This is a genomic window from Frateuria defendens (assembly GCF_001182895.1).
GTDB classification, from domain to species: domain Bacteria; phylum Pseudomonadota; class Gammaproteobacteria; order Xanthomonadales; family Rhodanobacteraceae; genus Frateuria_B; species Frateuria_B defendens.
This window is the reverse complement of sequence record NZ_LFQR01000101.1, coordinates 1-19,339: the sequence shown is the minus strand read 5'-3', so window position 1 is coordinate 19,339 and position 19,339 is coordinate 1. Positions and strand designations below refer to the sequence as shown.

Sequence of the window (19,339 nt, the reverse complement as noted above, 5' to 3'; positions counted from 1 at the left end):
TGCCGCCCACGCTCCTAGGGCTGGACAAAGTGCCCCAGCTGCGCCTGGGGCCCAGGGCTACCGCGATGGAGCGCAAAGGCATGGTTACAGAGAAGGGCAAGGCGCTGCGCGCGCAGTTGGCCCTCCAATCAGCCACCAATCCATCTGCGCTGGAGGTCGCCCCTTCGGGGGCGACGCCAACCATGTCGGCCCCCGTTTCCGTTCCGTTGTCAGCTCCAACTCCTGTTCCCGTATCCGTCGACGCAGCTGTTGCCACGCCTGCGCGGCTGGTGCCGGAGAACCGCACTCCTTCCCCATCCGATGCCAGGGCTTGGCTCAAACCAGCCGACCCCATCGTGTTCCGGCCACCGGTCTCCCCGCTGCCGACTCGGACGAGCTTGGCGGGCCGCTTCCTGGCTGAGCTGGAGGGCAAGCCCGAATTGCCGCAACCATCCGCCGAGCAGCGCCACCGGTTGGTCGAGTGGTTGCAGCACATCGAGCGTGCATTGCGCCGGCTGGCTGCGCTGGCGCTGCGCCTGACGGATCTCCGCGAGCGCCGCCAGCGGGATGACACCGCTCGCTGCACCTTCTTGGTCGAAGGCGATGCCGCGCGCCGGCGACGCACCGAAGCGCGGGACGCGGTCAGCGCCTGGACCGATACCCACCTCTGGCAGCAGCGGGTCAACCGCCTGTTGAGCATCGAGCGCAAGCCGGCCGAGCTGGTCGCGTTGGAAGGGGCTGTGACCTCGTGCAACACCGAGCTGGCGTTCTTCGAACGCGGTGCCACGGATGCGGTCCATCGCGTGGCAGGGCTGGATGCGCGCATCGCCATGGTTGATGCCGACCAAGTGCAGACCCAGGACAGCCTGATGGGAGCGGTGCAGGCCTTGCACGCGCAAGAGCCACTGTATGGATTGGTGCTCCTGACCGCAGTTGAACCCGGCCATGTGCCAGCGGTCACTGCTGTGCTCCCGGTCACGCCCGCATCGCCCGTCGACGCCGAAGTGACCGTGACCCTGCGCACGCCAGAATCAGCGCTGGTACTCAAGCCAGCGCAGCCACGCGTAGCTCGGCCAGCCATGTGAGCGGCGGTTACATGCCGTGGCCGCCGTGGCTCATCACCGGGCCTTGCGCCTGCGTCTGGGTTTGGCTCACCTGTTGGCTTTGCGCTTGCTGTTGCTGTTGGGTTTGCTCGAACTGCTGCATGGCCTGCGGCCACTGGGCTCCACTCTGCGCCATCGGGGTCATGGCTTCTGCCGTGGGCACGCTGGTGCGCAGGTCAAACAGATGGTCCGTTCGCCCAGGCGGGGTCTGCACGCTCCAGAGTCGCTGCCCATCCGTCGATAACGCCATCTGGTCGATGCGCTGCAATCCATCCGCGCGGGCTTGCACGGCCGCGGCCGAGGCGAGCTGGTCCGTATGCACATCCGGGGTACGTCCCAAACTCTGGTCCAGTGCCACCACATGGCCGCGGGCTTGCTGAAACAGGGCATGGTCCGGGTGCGCCGGGTCATCCAATCGCTGGGGCGTGACAGGGACCGACTGGTATTGATGCGGCCCGTCGGCCGTGTGGTCGAACGCGTGCGGAGTGGCAGGCTGAGTGCTGCTGTCGAGATAAGGGATGGATTGTTTGGATGGGGCCAAGTTTAGGCCCGCCTTCTCCATCATGTCCTCATAGAGGCCCGCGTGCTTCATATTGATTTGGATTTGCGGGGCAGGCCCTTTGCCGTGCGCGGCGGCACGCTCTTCAGAACCAATGACCGCCACAGCCCAGCCCGCATAGTAGTTCGGATAATCCTCGACCCCGTTGTGGCCCAGTGCCATGGCATTTCGCGTGTCGCCCGGCAGCATGTGTGCCGCGGTCGGCCGGTCAAAATAGTTGTGACCCATCGCAGCCACATTCGCCGGCGTGTGGGGCATGCTTAAGTCGGGGTTGAGCTGCACATTGCCGTGTGGCGCAAAATTGCCATTCCGCCGCTCGATGAAGTCGGCGGCGCGGCTGGGAGCGGCCGCGTCTAGACTCGCCAGAGTCGCTTGGCCTCGATCGTGTTGCACGCGGCTTTGCAGCGCATTCCACCCGGCAATCTGCGCGCTGGCTTCGTCGTCGCGTCCCGATTGGATATGCCGTTCGACCAACGCGGTGTAATCGTGCACAGGCCCGGGTGTGGCCGCCAAGCTGCGCACATCGTTGACGAAGGTGGCACGCGCTTGCGCGGCGGCCTGTGCGTTGAAGCCGTGCTGGACCTCGTGCCCGATGACAAAGGTCAAATCGTGTTTGTCGTAGGTGCCGGTGGTGTGTGGGCCGCGCGTGGTCAGTGATTCGCTCACCAAGTTCATGGTGTGGCCCGGCGCGTTGAAGCTGCCGCCGACGCCAGCACCAGGCGCCGTGAACGCGAACGATTCGAGGATGCGGTGCGAAGGGGCTTGAGGGTCCGCCGTGGTGGCTGCGCGTTGGATTTCGCTGGCCAATGCAGGCGAACCGTTGAGCGTGCCTTGCAAGTTGTTGAGCATGTCCGGGGTGACGGGGGGCATCGCGCCCGTGCCGTCGGAGTAGCTCTTGCCGCCAAACTCCACCACCATCGCCTGCACACGCAACACGGCGTGCAAGTCTGCACTGGGCGGTGTACCCGCAGACCCGAACGCCGAGGAGGGCAGGGCGACGATGCGCGACGCAGGGTCGTAGTTACCGTTCGGCGCGTTGGGCGTGCCTGGAGGCGTGGGCGCAAATCCGTGCAGCGCTCCGGAGACGGCGGCGCCGTCCAGACGCTGGGTCAAGTCTGGGTCCGAAGAGAGCGCCGCTTGCAACGCGCTGACGTCGGCGGGCGTCACGCCGGGTTGGTGCGCGAACTGCTGCACCGCGGCGTCGAGGGCAGGGTGAGGCATGGCCATGGTCAGTCCTTCGGTCAGTGGCCGCCTGTGGCGAGCAGGGACAGGACGCACTGGGCCGAACCACTGGTGGCGATATCCCGGGGCGTCAGGGTCAACACGATGTCGTGCTTGGCGAACTCGATGGCCAACACGCTGCCAATTTCCGAAGGCACGGCGCGTTCGACCCACCCGTGCGCCGCCAGGCCGGCGCGCAGCTGGTCTAGCGGCAGGGCGCACACGGGCGCCGGGTCAGCCGCCCGGTCGTCGTTGTAGAACCAAAAGCCGAAGACACGCCCCTGCGAAGCCCGGGCGTCGGCTTGTTGGACGCCATAGGTCCAGCCTCCGCCGAGGCTTCCGCTGCGATACGCCGTCCACTCCTCACCGTTGCTGGGGTCAGGCGTCAGGGTCACCCCCATGCGTTGCCCGACCTGAGTGGCTGAAAAATCGTTGGACGATTGAGTCTCGGACAGGAAGCGAAGCACGCGGCTGGCGGCATCACGGGCGCCCGCCAGTACGGCCGCGTTTGGGACGGCAGGGGTCATCGGGTGGTCCTGGTTAGGAACTGGACGGCTCGGAGCGGCTGGGCGCGGCGAAGGCGTCTCGCCGGTCGGGGTAGCGCAGGCCACCAGCAAGGCGGCTAGCACGCTGGCAAGGGCGGAAGCGGGGCGCATCATCGGGTCGTCATCCGTGGCTCCTTGAGGCAAGCCGCACGGTTGCGGCCGTGACCATCTTAGCGAACCGCTTGTGCCATCGCATGGCGACCGGTGCACGAATTCGGTGACCGTCCTGGTGGCCTTCGGCGGGCCCGCGGCGGACAACCGGAACCCCTCGGTTGCCCGCCGCCGACCTTGAGGGTGAAGCTAGAAAAGCGCCAGGCGTTGGGTCAGTTGATGCGTCTGCGCCCGGTCGATTTCCATCGAGAGTGCCTTAATGGCACTTCCGCACCCTTGGCCGGTGGAATGACCCACAGGCCTGAGGCAGTCGATGACGATCACGGCGGCATGGGCGACCCCGTCCAGTCTTGCTTCGCTGGCGTGCAAAAAAACTTGGTCGGCACGTAAGCGGGCTTCTGCGGCGTCGCCATCCAGCACGGCTTGGCCCAGGGCCACAGCGTCTTGGATGATGCTCGCGAGGCGGAGGATAGAAGATTCGTCGATGGACATGAGCGCGAGCACTTCCTGTGAACGGCGTTGGCGACATCATGGCAGATGCAGAACGCTGTGCTGTAGCCCATTTTCGGCAGCATAGACAGCGGGTCAATGTTCGGGTGGGTCAGTGCGAATGCGTCGGACGCAATCGGGCAAGAGGGGCGAGCTTGACCAAGGCTCTCGTCCCGCCCATGAACACCGTGACTTCGGACGGTCGGAGCCTAGTCATTTTTTTCGCGGGCACTTGAATGGCGCGCTTCCTACCCCAGATGTGTTCATCCGGGCCTCACTGGGAGGTCTCAAGGGGAGCAATATGAAGTGCAACGATCTGGATTTTCTCCGCGCCTATCTCCTGAAGAAGCATGCGACGGTAGAAAAGGGGCCAGTCGACAACAAGCAGACGTTTTATAATATGGGCAGAGCGTCTTCGGCGGCATCGCGTGGTCGCGCGCGCCGGGCGATGCGCAGTGGTACCTGCACCTGTTCGACCGGCGCCAGCCGGATCTGAACTGGGAGCACCCGGCGGTGCGCGCCGAGTTCGAGGCGGTGCTGCGTTTCTGGCTCGACCGCGGCGTGGACGGCTTCCGCGTCGATGTGGCGCACGGCCTGATCAAGGCGAAGGGCCTGCCCGACTGGGACGGCAAGGTGGCCATGGTCGAGGGGGCGGAGGACGCCGGTGCGTCGGCCGGCCCGATGTGGGACCAGGACGGCGTGCACGAGATCTATCGCGCGTGGCGCCGCATTTTGGACGGCTATCCGGGCGAGCGCATGATGGTGGCGGAAGCCTGGGTGAAGCCGCCCGCGCGGCTGGCGCGCTACATCCGCCGCGACGAGATGCAGCAGGCCTTCAACTTCGATTACCTGCTGGCGCATTGGGACGCGGGCGAGCTGCGCGAGGTGATCGCCAATTCGCTGGCCGTGGCCGGCACGGTGGGCGCGCCCACCAGCTGGGTGATGTCCAACCACGACGGCGTGCGCCACAGCTCTCGCTATGGCCTGAGCAAGCCCGGCGCGCGGCCGCAGGGCATCGACGCGGCCGGCGAGCAGCCGGACGAGGCGCTGGGCCTGCGCCGCGCGCGTGCGGCCGCCTTCCTCACCCTGGCGCTGCCGGGCTCGGCCTATATCTACCAGGGCGAGGAACTGGGCTTGCCCGAGCACACCACGCTGGAAGCGGCATACCGCCAAGACCCTGCCTTCTTCCGCACCGCGGGCGCCGAGATCGGGCGCGACGGCTGCCGGGTGCCGCTGCCCTGGCGGGGCGATGCGCCGGCCTTCGGCTTCGGTCCAGGCGCCTTGAGCTGGCTGCCGCAGCCGGCGGGTTTCGCGCGCTACGCGGTGGATCGCCAGGAGGGTGTGCGGGGTTCGACGCTGGAGCTGTACCGGCAGTTGCTGCGGGGGCGGCGCGAGCACAGCCTGGGCGGTGGCCGGCTGCAATGGCTGCCGTCGCGCAAGGACGTGCTGATGTTCGCCAACGGCAAGGTCCGTGTGGTGGTGAACCTGGGCAGCGAGCCGGTGCCGCTGCCGGCCGGCGAGTTGCTGCTGTCCAGCGAGAGGCTGGACAAACCGACTACGCTGCCCGGCAATACGGCGGTGTGGCTGCTCTAGCCGCGCACTTCAATAAGCCCGCCCGCCGGCCCGAAGCATGGGCCGGCTTTTGCGCAACGCCCGCCATGGCATCGTCCATGACCTTCGCGCCATGGCGAGCGGAGGGCGGAAGCGCACGCCCGACTGCATCGGTCGCCTGGCGGTGTGCTTTCCGGCTTCGCCTGGATCCTTGTACCGAATGCCGGCAACCTCGCCGGCATTCTTGCTTCCGCTGCAACAGTCTTATGAGGGCCGGACGGTTTTTCCGGCCCAGTCCGGCTCCGATACTCCACGCAACTCAATCCGGCTGCACCGGCCGTTCGGCCAGGGCGAAACCGGGATTACGGAGGCGGAGCTATCTCATGAATACGAATCTCAGGACCGGTCGCGTGGCGACGCTGGGCGTGTTGGCGTTGTTGCCGATCGCTGCGGCACTGCTGATGTCCGGCTGCAAGTCCGACGCCCAGGCGGCCCCCAGCGTGCAGACGGTGCGGGTGAGCCACCCCGTGCAGCAGCAGGTGCGCGACGTGGATACCTACACCGGCCGCTTCGAGGCCATCGACACGGTGGAGGTGCGCTCGCGCGTGGGCGGCTACCTCGACAAGATCGCCTTCAAGGACGGCGCCCTGGTGAAGAAGGGCGACCTCCTGTTCGAGATCGACCCGCGGCCGTTCCAGGCGGCGGTGACCGAGGCCGAGGGCGCGCTGGCGAAGGCGCGCTCGCAGCTGCGGCTGAGCCAGCAGGAGTTCGAGCGCGCGCAGACGCTGATCACCACCCACACCATCGCGCAGAGCCTGTTCGACCAGCGCCGCCAGGCATTGCAGGGCGCCGAGGCGGAGGTGACCAGCGCCGAGGGCGCGCTGGCGCGGGCCAGGCTCGACCTTTCCTTCACCCGCATCAGCGCGCCGATGGACGGCCGCATCAGCCGCAAGCGCGTCAGCGACGGCAACCTGGTGAACGGCGGTGACAGCAACGCCACCGTGCTCACCACCATCGTCTCGCAGGACCCGATCGACATCTATTTCGACATCGACGAGGAGAGCTACCTGCGCTACACCCGCGAGGCGGAGCAGCACGGCGGCGCGGCCGCGCCGCGCCAGGTGGCGATCTCGCTGCCGGGCGACGAGAAGCCCTCGCTCACCGGCACGCTCGACTTCGTGGACAACCGCCTGGACAACTCCACCGGCACGCTGCGCCAGCGCGCCCGCGTGGCGAACCCGGACCTGCGCCTGAGCCCCGGCCAGTTCGGCCGCGTGCAACTTGCGAGCGCCGCCACGCACCCCGCGCTGCTGGTGCCCGACACCGCCGTCGCCACCGACGCCACCCGCCGCGTGCTCTACGTGGTGAAGGCCGACAAGACGGTGGCGGTGCGCCCGGTGACGCTGGGCCGGCTGTTCGGCAACCTGCGCGAGATCACCGAAGGCGTGGGCGCGCAGGACAACGTGATCGTGGAAGGCTTCCAGCGCGTGCGCCCGGGCGAGGAAGTGGACGCCAAGGCGCAGGCCGACGCCGCCAAGCTCGCCCTGAGCGCGTCGAAGGAGGGCCAGTCGTGAACATCGGCCGCCTCTCCGTGGAGCAGCCGGTGCTCGCCATCGTGCTCTCCATCGTCCTCACCATCGCGGGCGGGCTGGCGTATTTCACGCTGGCCGTCTCCGAGTACCCCGACATCGCCCCGCCCACCGTGGTGATCCAGGCCAGCTACCCCGGCGCCTCGGCCGAGACGGTGTCGCAGACCGTGTCCACGCCGATCGAGCTGGAGGTCAACGGCGTGGAGGACATGATCTACCTGTACAGCCAGGCCACCTCCGACGGCGGCCTCAACATCACCGTGACCTTCAAGCCCGGCACCGACGTGGACAAGGCGCAGGTGCTGGTGCAGAACCGCGTGGCGCTGGCCACGCCGCGCCTGCCCGAGCCCGTGCAGCGCAGCGGCGTGTCGGTGCGCAAGTCCTCGCCCACGCAGCTGGCGACGATCTTCCTGTACTCGCCCGACCAGAGCTACGACCAGCTCTACGTCTCCAACTACGCCATCCGCAACGTGGCCGATGCGTTGAAGCGCATCGACGGCGTGGGCGACATCAACCCGCTGGGCGCGCGCGAGTACTCCATGCGCATCTGGCTCGACCCCGAGCGCGTGGCCTCGTTCAACCTCACCCCCGCCGACGTGATCGCCGCGGTGCGCGCGCAGAACATCCAGCTCGCCGGCGGCGTGATCGCGCAGGCGCCGATCACCGACCAGGCCTTCCAGCCCAACCTGATCTTCGAGGGGCGGCTGAAGAGCCCGGCCGACTTCAGCCGCATCATCGTCAAGCAGGGCAACGGTGGTCGCGTGGTGCGGCTGGCGGACGTGGCCCGGGTGGAAGTGGGCGCGCTCGCCTACGCCACCGACAGCTACATGCTGCGCCACCCGACCATCGCCCTGCAGGTGCTGCAGCGCCCGGGCGCCAACGCTGTGGCCACCATGGCCGCGGTGGAGAAGAAGATGGCGGAGCTGGGCAAGGAGCTGCCCAAGGGCATCGTCTACAACATCGGCTACAACCCCACCGAGTTCATTGGCGACAGCATCCACGAGCTGGTGAAGACCATCTACGAGGCCGTGGTGCTGGTGGTGCTGGTGGTGCTGGTGTTCCTGCAGGGCTGGCGGCCCTCGATCATCCCGATCCTGTCCATTCCCGTCTCGCTGGTCGGCACCTTCGCCGTGATGGCGATGCTGGGCTACTCGATCAACAACCTCACCCTGTTCGGCCTGGTGCTGGCGGTGGGCATCGTGGTGGACAACGCCATCGTGGTGGTGGAGAACGTGGAGCGCCATCTCGCGCTCGGCGCCTCGCCGCGCGAGGCCACCCTGCTCACCATGAAGGAGGTGGGCGGCGCGCTGTTCGCCATCACCCTGGTGCTGTGCGCGGTGTTCGTGCCGACCGCCTTCATACCCGGCATCTCCGGCCAGTTCTTCAAGCAGTTCGCGGTGACGATAGCCGTCTCGACGGCCATTTCGTTCTTCGCCTCGGTCACGCTGGGGCCGGCGCTGTCGGCCAAGATCCTCAAGGCGCACGAGCAGGGCGGGCATGGGCACGGTGGCCCCGTGCGCCGCGCCGTGCAGCGCCTGGCCGGCGGCTTCAACCGCGGCTTCGAGCGCCTGTCCGACGGCTACGGCAACCTGGTGCGCCGGGTGGTGCGCTTCATCCCGGCGATGCTGGTGGCCTACGTGGTGCTGATCGCCGCCACGGTGTACTTGATGGCGTCCACGCCCAAGGGCTTCATTCCGGCGCAGGACCGCGGCTACGTGGTGGTGCTGATCGCCATGCCGGACGGCTCCACGCTGGAGCGCACCAGCGCGGTGGCGCGCAAGGTCGAGGACATCGCGCTCGGCGTGCCCGGGGTGGCCCGCGTGCCGGTGTTCTCCGGCGTGTCGGCGGCCACCGGCACCAACTCGCCCAGCAGCGCGGGCCTGTTCCCGGTGTTCAAGCCGTGGTCGGAGCGCAAGCCCGAGGGGCTCACCATCGAGAAGATCGCCGCCGAGTTGCGCAAGCGCCTCGCCAGCGTCACCGAGGCCTCGATCGTGGTGGCGATGCCGCCGCCGGTGCAGGGCCTGGGCAGCACGGGCGGCTTCTCGATGCGCCTGGAGGACCGCGCCGGCCTCGGCACCGAGGCGCTGGCCAAGGCCACCGGCGACCTGATCGCCGCGGCCAACAAGACGCCCGGCATGGTCGGCGTGTACACGCCCTATTCGGCAGCCACGCCGCAGGTGCACGTGGAGCTGGACCGCGAGAAGGCGGAGATGCTGGGCGTCTCCAGCGCACAGATCAACCAGGCCATCGAGACCTACTTCGGCTCCACCTACATCAACGACTTCAACATCATCGGCCGCACCTACCGCGTCACCGCGCAGGCGGACCTGCCCTTCCGCATCACCGCGGCGGACCTGGCCCGCATCAAGGTGCGCAACAGGGACGGCAACATGGTGCCGATCGGCAGCGTGACCCGCATCGAGGACATCCTCGGCGTGGACCGCGCGCCGCGCTACAACCTCTACCCCTCCACCGAGATCAACGGCGACACCGCGCCGGGCCTGGGCTCCGCCTACGCGATCAAGACCATGGAGTCGCTCGCCAAACAGGTGCTGCCGCCCGGTATCGCCTACGAGTGGACGGACCTGTCCTACCAGCAGACCACCACGGGCAGCACGGGCATGCTGGTGTTCCCGCTGTGCGTACTGCTGGTCTACCTGGTGCTGGCCGCGCAGTACGGCAGCTGGAGCCTGCCGGTGGCGATCCTGCTGATCGTGCCGATGTGCCTGCTGGCCGCTGCGCTGGGCGTCAAGGCGATGGGCCAGGACATCAACATCCTCACCCAGATCGGCTTCATCGTGCTGGTGGGCCTGGCGGCGAAGAACGCGATCCTGATCGTGGAAGTGGCGCGCCAGCTGGAGATGGAGGGCCGCAGCATCGTCGAGGCGGCGGTGGAGGCGTGCAAGCAGCGCCTGCGCGCCATCGTGATGACCTCGCTGGCCTTCATCCTCGGCGTGCTGCCGCTGGTGATCTCCGACGGCGCCGGTGCGGAGATGCGCCAGGCCGTGGGCGCCGCGGTGTTCTTCGGCATGATCGGCGTGACCTTCTTCGGCCTGCTGTTCACGCCGGTGTTCTACGTCGGCATCCGCAAGCTGGCCTCGCGCCGCGAGAAGCAACAAGCTGCCGCCACGCCTGCACTGGCGACGGAGGTGACGCCATGATCCGCTTTCGCCTGCTCGCCGCCGCGCTGGGCTCGGCCATCCTGCTCGCGGCCTGCGCCGCGCCGAAGGCCGTCAAGCCGACGCCCCCGCCGGTGGCCGAGTCCTACGCCAACCTGCCTTCCGCCGGCAACGCGGCCATCCCCGATCTCGGCGACTGGTGGCAGCGCTTCGACGATCCGGTGCTGAACCAGCTGGTGCAGGCCGCGCTGGCCGAGAACCTCGACCTCAAGACGGCCGTCTCGCGCATCGACGCGGCGCGGGCGCTGCGCACCGCGACCGCCGCCGAGCGCCGGCCGCAGGTGGACCTCAACGCCGGCGCCACGCGGCAGCGCTACCCCGCCGCGCAGTCGTGGACCTTCGAGCCGGTGACCGCCAACGTCTACGGCGTCAACGCCAGCGCCTCGTGGGAGCTGGACGTGTTCGGGCGCATCCGCCGGAACGTGGCCGCGGCCGACGCCGACCTCGCCGCCACGCAGGACGACGCCCGCGCGGTGCGCGTGGCGGTGGTGGGCGAGGTGGTGCAGACCTACCTCGCCGTGCGCGGCCTGGAGCGGCGGCTCGACCTGGTGGGCACCAACGCGCACAACCAGGCGGAGACGGAGACCTTCACCCGGCAGATGTTCGACGCCGGCGAGGTGCCGCTGGCCGACGTGGACCGTGCGCAGACGCAGCGCGAGGCCACGGCGGCGGAGCTGCCGGCGCTGGCGTTGCAGCGCCAGAGCGCGCTCGACCGGCTCTCCATCCTCACCGCCGCCACGCCGCAGCAGGTCTACGCGCAGCTGAAGCCGGTGGCCAAGCTGCCGGCCTGGGCGCCGCCCGCCGGCGTGGGCACGCCGGCCGACCTGCTGCGCCGCCGCCCCGACGTGCGCGCGGCCGAGGCGCGGGTGATCGCAGCCTATGCGCGCGTCGGCGTGGCCGAGGCCGAGCTCAAGCCGCACCTGCGCCTGGCCGGCGTGCTGGGCGCCGCGGTCAACGGCTTCTCCGGCGCCAGCTTCGCGCGCTCCATCGCCTGGATGGCGGGCGCCGGCGCCAGCACGCCGTTGTTCGACGGCAAGCGCCGGCGCAGCGTGGTCGCGCTGCGGCGTGCGGAGGCGGAGCAGGCGCTCTACGCCTACCGCGCCACCGTGCTCGCCGCGGTGGCCGAGGTGGAGACGGCCCTGGCCGCAACCGAGCGCCACCGCGTGCGGGTGGAGGGCCTGGCCCGGGCGGCGGCGAGCGCCCGCTCGGCCTACGGCCAGATCGACCAGTCCTGGCGCAGCGGCGAGTCCGCCTTCATCGACACGCTGCAGGTGCAGAGCACGCTGCTGGAGGCGGAGGACCAGCTGGCGCAGGCGCAGACCCTCGCCCTGCAAAGCCAGGCGAGCCTGATGACGGCGCTGGGGCAGGGGCAGTAAGCCGGCCCCGGTACGGTTGCGCGGCGACCCGGCACGGATCGCCGCGCGGCTGGCCTGCCGACGTCGATACCGATACCGATGCCGACGGCGCCGCGTTCCCGCGTGGCGCCGTTTGCGTTTCAGCGGTGCACGGGCGGCGGTTCGGCCGGCTGGGGCTGCGGCGGCGGGACCGGCTGCGGCGCGTGCGAGGGCGCAGCGTGGCCCGGCGGCGGCGCGTTCCACTCGGCACCGCTTTGCGCCGCCGGCTTGGCGACCGACTGGCCCACGTCGACGTCGGCGATGCGCTTGAACGGCGAGTTCAGCTCGCCCTGCACGGCATAGACGCGCTTGCCGTCGTCGCTCAGCACCACGTGGTCGATGCGGCTCAGGCCGTGCCTGTGCGCCTCCAGCGTCAGGGAGGCGGCGAGGTTGTCGCTCAGCTGGTCGGGCGTGCGGCCGTGCGCGGCGTCGATGCCGTGCACGCCGCGCAGGGCCTGCTGGTACATCGCGTGGCCGGGGTGGGCGGCGTCGGCCAGGTTCGCCGCCGGCGCCTGTTGCGGGTGCTCGGCCTGGCGGAGGGCGTCGAGGGTCTTGGCGCCGGCGATGCCGTCGGGCTCCAGGTGGCGGCTGCGCTGGAAGGCCTCGACGGCGGCCTTGGTATCGGCGCCGAAGTCGCCGTCCGCGATCAGCCTGCGGTCGTGGGCGCCGGCGTAGCCGAGCGCGGCGAGCCGGGCCTGCAATGCTTGCACCGGGGCGCCGTGGTCGTGCTCGCGCAGGCTGCCGGGGTGCTGGACGTGCTCGCCGCTGGCCTGCCCCGGCGCGGGCGCGCCGCGCGCCGGCTGGCTGTGCGCGGCGCCCGGGTGGGTCACGTGCAGCAGGCGCTGCCGTCCTGGATGTGCCCCAGCACGCGGCGCCCGTAGACCTCGCTCTGGTTGTAGGCCTTGGCGGTGATCGCCAGCAGCCGCGCCTGGTCCTCGGCGGAGGCATGCTGGTAGAGCGCGGTGCCGCGCAGCGGCGTCACCACGTCGTGCATCAGCTTGTCCACCTGGGCGACGTCGTGCTGGTGGACGAAGGTCTTGCCCGCGTCGCTGGCCAGGAACTGGTCGAGGTGTGACCTGACGGTGGGGTCGAGGGCGCGGCGGTTCTGGGCCCGGATGGTGTCGCCGTCGCGGCCGAGGTCGGCCACGGTCTGCGCGCGCTGGGCGGGGTCCAGGGCCCAGTCGGGGTGCGCCGTGCCGGCCCAGCGCTGGTAGGCGTCGACCAGCGCCGTGGCGGCCTCGTTGTGCTGGCCGAGGTCGGTCTGCAGCGTGCCGATGGAATAGCCGCTGTTGCCCTTGGGGTACATCCGCGGCACGCCGTGCGCGTCCGGCACGATGTTGCCGGCGAAGCTCAGCCGGTAGCTGCGGTCCGTGCCCTCGGAGGTGACGCCGATGGCGAAATAGGCGAGGGCGCGGGCTTCGTTGTCCGTCAATGCTGGCATGGCCTGTCTCCTTGGCGATCAGCGGATCAGTCGGGGTTGGCGGGGCAGTGGGTGTCGAGCGGCACCTTCTCGCCGGGCCTGGCGCGCTGCAGCGCCACGTAGGGCTGGAAGGTCCGGCCGGCGCCGCTGCCGGCGGAGTCGTACCAGGTCAGCGCGCCGCCTCGGCGCGCGAAGTAGGCGGTGTCCTCGGCGCCGTACTGCGGGCAGGCCGGCAGGCCTTTCTTGCTCTCTTCGGTGCAGAAGCGCACGTAGAGCTTGCCGTCGCGGAGGCTGCCCTCGAACGCGCCGGAGTCGCCGCCGACGTCGGTGCCGTCGGACCAGGTACCGCTGGCCTTGCCGCCGGCGACGCGCTCCACCGAGAGCTGCACGTAGTGGCCCGAACCGCAGCGGCTGCGGTAGGCCCAGTTGCCTTCGAAGGCGCCGCCGGCGTCGGCCGGCGCGCCACCGATGCGCCGGGCCAGTTCGTCCGCGCGGCGCGCGGTGCGCTCCAGCGAGCACTCGTTTTTCACCGCGCCCTGGCCGCAGGCCTGGTCGCGCGCGGCGATCCACTGCCGTTCCTCCGCGCGCAGGGCCTGCCGGCCGGCGGGGTCGAGCGAGCCGGCGAGCTGCCGGTAGGCCGCGTTGAGGCGGGCGTCTTGAGCGTCGAACTCCTGCGCCACGCAGGCCGAGCGGTCGCCGCCCTTGGCGACGGCGTCGAGGCATTGGGCGTAGGCGGGGCGGTAGCCCGGGGCCGCCTCGTCCTGCGCCGCGCGGGCGGCGTGGAGGGGCAGCAGCAGGGCCAGCAGGCCCAGCGCCAGCCACGGCGGCGCCGGGCGGCGGCCGTGGGGGCGGACGTGTCCGGACGAGGCCGGGCGCACTCGGGCGCGACGTCGCGTGGCGAACATCGAAACTCCTTTGCCTGACGGGCCTGGGGCCCGGTTCCCTGGCCGGAGCATAGCAGCCGGGCCTCGCGGCGCCGTGTGTGGGCGCTCGCATTTGGCGCGGCCGGCGGGAGGGGCGGGCAGCGCCGCACCCGCCTTCTCGCATGGCCGGTTCAGGGTGCGCGCAGGCGCTTACAGCACCCGATCGCCCACCAGCACCACGTCGGCGCGGCGGCGGGCGAACAGGCCCACGGTGACGATGCCGGGGATCTGGTTGAGCTGCCGCTCCAGCCCCACCGGGTCGGCGATGCGCCAGCCGTGCACGTCGATCACCCAGTTGCCGTTGTCGGTGACCACGCCGTCGCGCCACACCGGCTGGCCGCCGAGCTTGACGACCTCGCGGCCGACCAGGCTGCGCGCCATCGGGATCACCTCGATCGGCAGCGGGAACTTGCCCAGCACGTCCACGCACTTGCCCGAGTCGATGATGCAGACGAACTTGGCGCTCGCCTCGGCCACGATCTTCTCGCGCGTGAGCGCGGCGCCGCCGCCCTTGATCAGGCAGCGCTGCGGGTCGCACTCGTCGGCGCCGTCCACGTAGAGCGCGAGCGGGCCGGTGGCGTTGAGGTCGAGCACGGGGATGCCGTGCCGGGCCAGCTGCGCGGTGGACTGCTCGGAGCTGGACACCACGCCCTGGATGCGGTCCTTGATGTCCGCCAGCGCGTCGATGAAATAGGCCACGGTGGAGCCGGTGCCGACGCCGACGATCATGCCGTCCTCGACGTAGCGGAGGGCGGCCTCGCCGGCCAGGCGTTTCTCGTTGCTGCTCATGCGGGGCGACCTGCGGTCATCGTTGGAAGGGGGCGCGGCGACGGCGTCCGGGCCGGCCGCGGCGCGCGCATCGTAGCAGCGCCGCCGCCGCGGGGCATGGCCCGCCGCGGCGCGTGCGGGCGGCGCTCATTCCAGCGCCAGGATCGCCTTCCACTCCCTAGCGGCCACCGGCATCACCGACAGCCGGTTGCCCTTGCGCACCAGCGCCATCTCGGCCAGCGCGGGTTGCTGCTGCAGCTCCTTGAGGGTGATGGTGCGCTTGAGCTTGCGCACGAACTTCACCTCCACCAGCATCCAGCGCGGCTTGTCGCGCGAGCTGGCGGCGTCGAAGTACTTGCTCTTGGGGTCGAACTGGCTGGGGTCGGGGTAGGCGTCGGTGGCCACTTCCGCGATGCCCACGATGCCGGGCTCGTCGCAGTTGGAGTGGTAGAAGAACACCGGGTCGCCCACGCGCATGCCGTCGCGCATGAAGTTGCGCGCCTGGTAGTTGCGCACGCCGTCCCACGGCTCCTGCTTCTTGCGCTTCAGGTCGTCGATGGAGAAGGCGTCCGGCTCGGACTTCATCAGCCAGTGGTTCATGCGGCGGCTTCCGGGGTGCAGTCGATCAGTTCGCGGTCGGTGGCGATGTAGTCCAGGCGCACGTCCCACGGCGCCTCGGCGATCGCTTCCAGTTCCTGGAAATGGTAGGCCACGCCCACCAGCAGCGGCTCGGTGGGGCGCAGCTGCTCGCGCAGGAAGGCGAAGCTGCGGTCGTACCAGCCGCCGCCGTAGCCGAGGCGATGGCCGCGGCGGTCGAAGCCGAGCAGCGGCACCAGCACCAGGTCGAGCTGGAACGGCGCGAACCAGGCATGCGGCGCCACCGGTTCGGGGATGCCATAGCGGTTGGGCTCGATGGCCTCGCCGGAGGCCCACGGGGCGAAGCGCAGCGTGCCGTCCTCGCCCAGCATCGGCAGCAGGAACTGCTGGCCGCGCGCGAGCAGCGGCGGGATCACCAGGTTGAGCGGCAGCTCCCCGTCGCGCGCCCAGTAGCCGGCCACGCGGGCGTCGGTGTGGTACTCGGGCAGCTGCTCCAGGCTGCGGCGCAGGCCCTGGGCGGCCGCCATGCGCTCGGGCGGGCCGAGGGCGCGCCGGCGTTCGGCTAGCTGCTGGCGCAGCGCGGGGCGCTGGGCGGTGGCGTCGTCCACGTTTCGCGGCTCCTGGAAAGAGAACGCCCGCAGCCTTCGCCGCGGGCGGTCCGCAGGCTCGCCCGATGTCGGAACCACAGTCGGGCGGAGCGGTAAGAAGGTGGCGTCAACCGCGATGCCGCTGCCCACCAAACGACCTTGATCCACGATGGATCAGGTGGGAGGGCTACATGGCTTCAAGGCTTCCCGCACGCGGCGGACATGCACAACAGCCGATGGAAAAGCCGACCCGGGGCCGTATTTAGGAACAAGGCAAATGTAAGAGTGTGCTGGCGCACATCGCAGAAAACGCCGAGGACGATTTTAAGGCCAGGCGGCACGATGCGCCACTGTGCGTGTCGCTCAACGCGAACCGGCGTAGGCCTCCAGCACGGCATCGAGCTTGTGGCGTAATGCCGCGATGCCCTCGACCACGCTGTGGTCGGTGCCGGCATGCTGCTTGCGCAGGGCGAGGAACTCGTGCGCGATGCTGATCGCGGCGAGCACCGCCAGGCGGTCGAAGCCGGGCGTGCGCGCGTTGGCGCGCAGCTCGCGCATCTTGCCGTCGAGGTAGTTGGCCGCCTCCAGCAGGCCCTCGCGCTCTTCCGGCGCGCAGGCGATCAGGAATTCGCGGTCGATCAGTCGCAGCGCGACCGGTTCGCTGGGGGTGCTCATCGGCTCAACCGTTGCTCTCGAGGGTCTTCAGGCGCTGGATCATGGCCTCGACCCGGCTGCGCGCCTGCTCGTTGCGGGCGACCAGGCCGGCGCGCTCGGTGGCGAGCTGCTCCTGGCTGTGGCGCAGGCTGCGGTTCTCTTCGCCCAGCCGGCGCACGAGGTCGAGCAGGCGGTCGATCTGCAGGCTCAGGGCGGCGATTTCGTGCTGCGCGCTGTCGGGGGTGCTCATGCCCGGCACTATAGCAAGGGCGTGGGGCGAAAACCGGGCACGCCGCGCACGCCGCGCACGCCGGGCGGGGACGCTTCAGCCTTCCTTGCCCAGCCCGGTCTGCTGCAGCAGGATCAGCAGCGCGCTGTCGATCCAGCGCCGCGCCAGGCTCTGCCGGGTGCCGTCGAGGTGTACGGCCACACCCTGCTCGGCGGCCATCGGCGCGGGCAGGCCCTCGCCCTCGATGCGCACGCGGTACCACGCGGCGGCCGGGCGCAGCTCCTTGGCCGGTGCGGTGGGGTTGAGCGGGATCGGGCCGCCGTGGTTCTTCGCCAGCAGCAAGCTGGGCAGGTGCTCGAGCGCGCCGTCGTTGCTGGGGTGCCGATACGAGATGAGCCCTCGTGACGATCCGCCATCAGCATCGCATCGAGGAGACAGGCATTAAACTTGGCATTCGTCTCCCACGGAATTTCGCCATGAGCACTGCCGAACCGATCAACTACGCCGACCTCGACGCCTCGGTCCGCCGGTTGCGGCTGGGCGTGGAGGCCAGCGAGCTGCACGGCTCGCTGAGCGGCTTCCTCGCCGGCGGCGGCACGCTGGGCAAGCAATCCCCGATCGAGGTGCTGCAACTGGAGGGCGAGGGCGTCGCCCCTGCGGCCGCCGACAGCGCGCTGCTGCGCGAACTGGCGCGGCAGGCCGAAAGCGAGCTGGCCGACAGCGACCTGAGCTTCGAGCCGCTGCTGCCCGCCGACGACCGCCCGCTGACCGAGCGCGCCGAGGCGCTGGTGGACTGGTGCCGCGGCTTCCTCGGCGGCTTCGGCCTGGCCGGCGCGCCGGCGCACGAGCAGCTCTCCGACGAGGCGCGCGAGATCCTGCGCGACTTCGCCGCCATCGCCGCCTCGGCCTTCGACTTCGGCGACGAGAGCGAGGACGAGGACGCGCTGATCGAAGTGCACGAATTCGTGCGCATGGGCGCGATGCTGCTGTTCGCCGAATGCCGCAGCGCGCGGCAGCCCCCGGGCAGCACCCTGCATTGAACATCGCGGCGGAAGAGTTCGCCCGCCGCCGCCGCCAGCTGATGCGCATGGCCGGCGAGGACGCGGCGCTGCTGGTGGCCGCCGCGCCCGAGCGCATGCGCAACGCCGACGCGGCCTGGCCGTACCGGCAGGATTCGGACTTCCACTACCTCACCGGTTTCCCCGAGCCCGACGCCGTGCTGGCGCTGCTGCCCGGCCGCCGCCACGGCGAGGTGGTGTTGTTCTGCCGCGAGCGCGACGCCGAGCGCGAGCGCTGGCACGGCGAGTCGGTGGGCACCGAGCGCGCGGTGGGCGACTACGGTCTGGACGACGCCTTCCCCATCGAGGACATTGACGACATCCTGCCCGGCATGATCGAGGGCCGCGCGCGCGTCTACTGCCACTTCGGCCGCGAGCCCGCCTTCGACGCCCAGCTGATGGGCTGGATGCGCCGCCTGCGCCAGCTGCGCGGCGGCGGCGTGGTACCCAAGGAGTTCGTGGCGCTGGGTCACATGCTGCACGACCTGCGCCTGTACAAGTCGCGCGCGGAGCTGAAGCTGATGCGCGAGGCGGCCGCCATCGCCGCCGAGGCCCACCATGCGGCGATGCGGCTGGCGCGCGCGGGCCTGCGCGAATACGAGGTGGAGGCCGAGCTGCTGCGCGTGATGCGCGGGCGCGGCGCGCAGGCGGCCTTTCCGCCCATCGTCGCCGGCGGCGCCAACGCCTGCGTACTGCACTACCAGGCCAACCGCGCGCCGCTGCGCGAGGGCGAGCTGCTGCTGATCGACGCCGGCGCGGAGGTGGACTGCTATGCGTCCGACATCAGCCGCACCTTCCCGGTCGGCGGCTGCTACTCGCGCGAGCAGCGCGCCTTGTACGACGTGGTGCTGACCGCGCAGCTCGCGGCGATCGACGAAGTGCGCCCCGGCCGCCCCTTCAACGCCGCGCACGAGGCCGCGGTGCGGGTGATCGCCGAGGGCCTGTGCGTGCTCGGCCTGATCGAGGGCGGCGCGGAGGCGGCCGTGCGCGAGGGCCGCTACCAGCGCTTCTTCCCCGCCAAGACCGGCCACTGGCTGGGCCTGGACGTGCACGACGTGGGCGACTACCGCGTCGACGGCCAATCGCGCCTGCTGGAGCCGGGCATGGTGGTGACGGTGGAACCGGGCATCTACGTGCCCCCCGACGAGGCCTCGGTGCCGGCGCGCTGGCGCGGCATCGGCATCCGCATCGAGGACGACGTGGCGGTGGGACGCGAGGGGCCGGAGGTGTTGACGGTGGGGGTGCCGAAGGGGGCGGAGGAGATTGAGGCGTTGCTGGCGGGGTGAGGGTTTGCTTGGGGTGATGCTCGCTTGTTGGGGTGTTCTTTTGTGCTGGCCGGCCTTCGGCCGGGGTTTCGCTCCCCTGCCGGGGAGCGAGTTACTT

20 protein-coding genes and 1 other RNA gene are annotated in these 19,339 nt (G+C 70.3%); 8 read left to right on the top strand and 13 right to left on the bottom strand.

The genetic code is table 11. The features are described from left to right. Positions 1 to 80 precede the first annotated feature (80 nt). Positions 81 to 1,064, top strand: coding sequence for a hypothetical protein (locus ACH65_RS13705; protein WP_153242606.1), 984 nt, complete (start codon positions 81 to 83; stop codon positions 1,062 to 1,064). A 7-nt stretch (positions 1,065 to 1,071) separates the two neighbouring features. Here the strand turns inward: ACH65_RS13705 and ACH65_RS13700 are convergent, their stop codons facing one another. The 3 genes from ACH65_RS13700 to ACH65_RS13690 form a co-directional block, all read right to left on the bottom strand. Next, the gene (locus tag ACH65_RS13700) at positions 1,072 to 2,868 is read right to left on the bottom strand and encodes an XVIPCD domain-containing protein (RefSeq protein ID WP_049623168.1); all 1,797 of its coding nucleotides are present in this window, start codon (positions 2,866 to 2,868) and stop codon (positions 1,072 to 1,074) included. A 14-nt stretch (positions 2,869 to 2,882) separates the two neighbouring features. Beyond that, on the bottom strand, positions 2,883 to 3,389 hold the full coding sequence (locus tag ACH65_RS13695) for a hypothetical protein (protein WP_153242605.1): 507 nt from the start codon (positions 3,387 to 3,389) through the stop codon (positions 2,883 to 2,885). A 318-nt stretch (positions 3,390 to 3,707) separates the two neighbouring features. Further along, positions 3,708 to 4,010: a hypothetical protein gene (locus tag ACH65_RS13690; RefSeq protein WP_049623166.1), complete on the bottom strand. Its 303-nt coding sequence runs from the start codon at positions 4,008 to 4,010 to the stop codon at positions 3,708 to 3,710. A 298-nt stretch (positions 4,011 to 4,308) separates the two neighbouring features. Between ACH65_RS13690 and ACH65_RS19925 the strand changes: the two genes are divergently transcribed. The 5 genes from ACH65_RS19925 (at position 4,309) to ACH65_RS13670 (ending at position 11,702) form a co-directional block, all read left to right on the top strand. Next, a complete protein-coding gene (locus ACH65_RS19925; RefSeq protein ID WP_153242604.1) occupies positions 4,309 to 4,503 on the top strand; it encodes a hypothetical protein in 195 nt (64 codons plus the stop codon). Beyond that, positions 4,431 to 5,600: an alpha-amylase family glycosyl hydrolase gene (locus ACH65_RS13685; RefSeq protein WP_082190329.1), complete on the top strand. Its 1,170-nt coding sequence runs from the start codon at positions 4,431 to 4,433 to the stop codon at positions 5,598 to 5,600. The genes ACH65_RS19925 and ACH65_RS13685 overlap by 73 nt, the downstream gene beginning before the upstream one ends. Before the next feature lie 341 nt (positions 5,601 to 5,941). Further along, entirely contained in the window at positions 5,942 to 7,132 is a 1,191-nt protein-coding gene (locus ACH65_RS13680) for an efflux RND transporter periplasmic adaptor subunit (RefSeq protein ID WP_049623165.1), read from the top strand. Beyond that, positions 7,129 to 10,308: an efflux RND transporter permease subunit gene (locus ACH65_RS13675; protein WP_049623164.1), complete on the top strand. Its 3,180-nt coding sequence runs from the start codon at positions 7,129 to 7,131 to the stop codon at positions 10,306 to 10,308. The genes ACH65_RS13680 and ACH65_RS13675 overlap by 4 nt, the downstream gene beginning before the upstream one ends. Then, a complete protein-coding gene (locus tag ACH65_RS13670) occupies positions 10,305 to 11,702 on the top strand; it encodes an efflux transporter outer membrane subunit (RefSeq protein ID WP_202594212.1) in 1,398 nt (465 codons plus the stop codon). The genes ACH65_RS13675 and ACH65_RS13670 overlap by 4 nt, the downstream gene beginning before the upstream one ends. A 119-nt stretch (positions 11,703 to 11,821) precedes the next feature. On the opposite strand, the gene ACH65_RS13665 is transcribed toward ACH65_RS13670, so the two are convergent. The 10 genes from ACH65_RS13665 to ACH65_RS13625 form a co-directional block, all read right to left on the bottom strand. Then, complete coding sequence (locus ACH65_RS13665; RefSeq protein ID WP_049623163.1) at positions 11,822 to 12,550, bottom strand: peptidoglycan-binding domain-containing protein; 729 nt, start codon at positions 12,548 to 12,550, stop codon at positions 11,822 to 11,824. Next, positions 12,547 to 13,161: a hypothetical protein gene (locus ACH65_RS19920; protein ID WP_153242602.1), complete on the bottom strand. Its 615-nt coding sequence runs from the start codon at positions 13,159 to 13,161 to the stop codon at positions 12,547 to 12,549. The genes ACH65_RS13665 and ACH65_RS19920 overlap by 4 nt, the downstream gene beginning before the upstream one ends. Before the next feature lie 26 nt (positions 13,162 to 13,187). Continuing rightward, positions 13,188 to 14,045 carry a lysozyme inhibitor LprI family protein gene (locus ACH65_RS13655; protein WP_082190327.1) on the bottom strand — a complete coding sequence of 286 codons (858 nt, stop codon included), beginning with the start codon at positions 14,043 to 14,045 and terminating at the stop codon, positions 13,188 to 13,190. 168 nt (positions 14,046 to 14,213) lie between these two features. After that, a complete protein-coding gene (rpiA, locus tag ACH65_RS13650; protein ID WP_049623160.1) occupies positions 14,214 to 14,852 on the bottom strand; it encodes a ribose-5-phosphate isomerase RpiA in 639 nt (212 codons plus the stop codon). A gap of 126 nt (positions 14,853 to 14,978) precedes the next feature. Further along, positions 14,979 to 15,431 carry an EVE domain-containing protein gene (locus ACH65_RS13645; RefSeq protein WP_049623159.1) on the bottom strand — a complete coding sequence of 151 codons (453 nt, stop codon included), beginning with the start codon at positions 15,429 to 15,431 and terminating at the stop codon, positions 14,979 to 14,981. Further along, entirely contained in the window at positions 15,428 to 16,036 is a 609-nt protein-coding gene (locus ACH65_RS13640) for a 5-formyltetrahydrofolate cyclo-ligase (RefSeq protein ID WP_082190326.1), read from the bottom strand. Before ACH65_RS13640 ends, ACH65_RS13645 begins: the two co-directional genes overlap by 4 nt. A gap of 103 nt (positions 16,037 to 16,139) precedes the next feature. After that, a non-coding RNA gene (gene ssrS / locus ACH65_RS18605) (6S RNA) lies at positions 16,140 to 16,327 on the bottom strand. Positions 16,328 to 16,378: 51 nt separating this feature from the next. Next, positions 16,379 to 16,690: a cell division protein ZapA gene (locus ACH65_RS13635; protein ID WP_049623158.1), complete on the bottom strand. Its 312-nt coding sequence runs from the start codon at positions 16,688 to 16,690 to the stop codon at positions 16,379 to 16,381. Between the two features lie 4 nt (positions 16,691 to 16,694). Next, a complete protein-coding gene (locus ACH65_RS13630) occupies positions 16,695 to 16,919 on the bottom strand; it encodes a TIGR02449 family protein (protein WP_049623157.1) in 225 nt (74 codons plus the stop codon). A gap of 75 nt (positions 16,920 to 16,994) precedes the next feature. Further along, complete coding sequence (locus tag ACH65_RS13625; protein ID WP_049623156.1) at positions 16,995 to 17,240, bottom strand: hypothetical protein; 246 nt, start codon at positions 17,238 to 17,240, stop codon at positions 16,995 to 16,997. Positions 17,241 to 17,374: 134 nt separating this feature from the next. Between ACH65_RS13625 and ACH65_RS13620 the strand changes: the two genes are divergently transcribed. Then, positions 17,375 to 17,938 carry a UPF0149 family protein gene (locus tag ACH65_RS13620; protein WP_049623155.1) on the top strand — a complete coding sequence of 188 codons (564 nt, stop codon included), beginning with the start codon at positions 17,375 to 17,377 and terminating at the stop codon, positions 17,936 to 17,938. Continuing rightward, entirely contained in the window at positions 17,896 to 19,242 is a 1,347-nt protein-coding gene (locus tag ACH65_RS13615; protein ID WP_049623154.1) for an aminopeptidase P N-terminal domain-containing protein, read from the top strand. The genes ACH65_RS13620 and ACH65_RS13615 overlap by 43 nt, the downstream gene beginning before the upstream one ends. Positions 19,243 to 19,339: the final 97 nt, after the last annotated feature.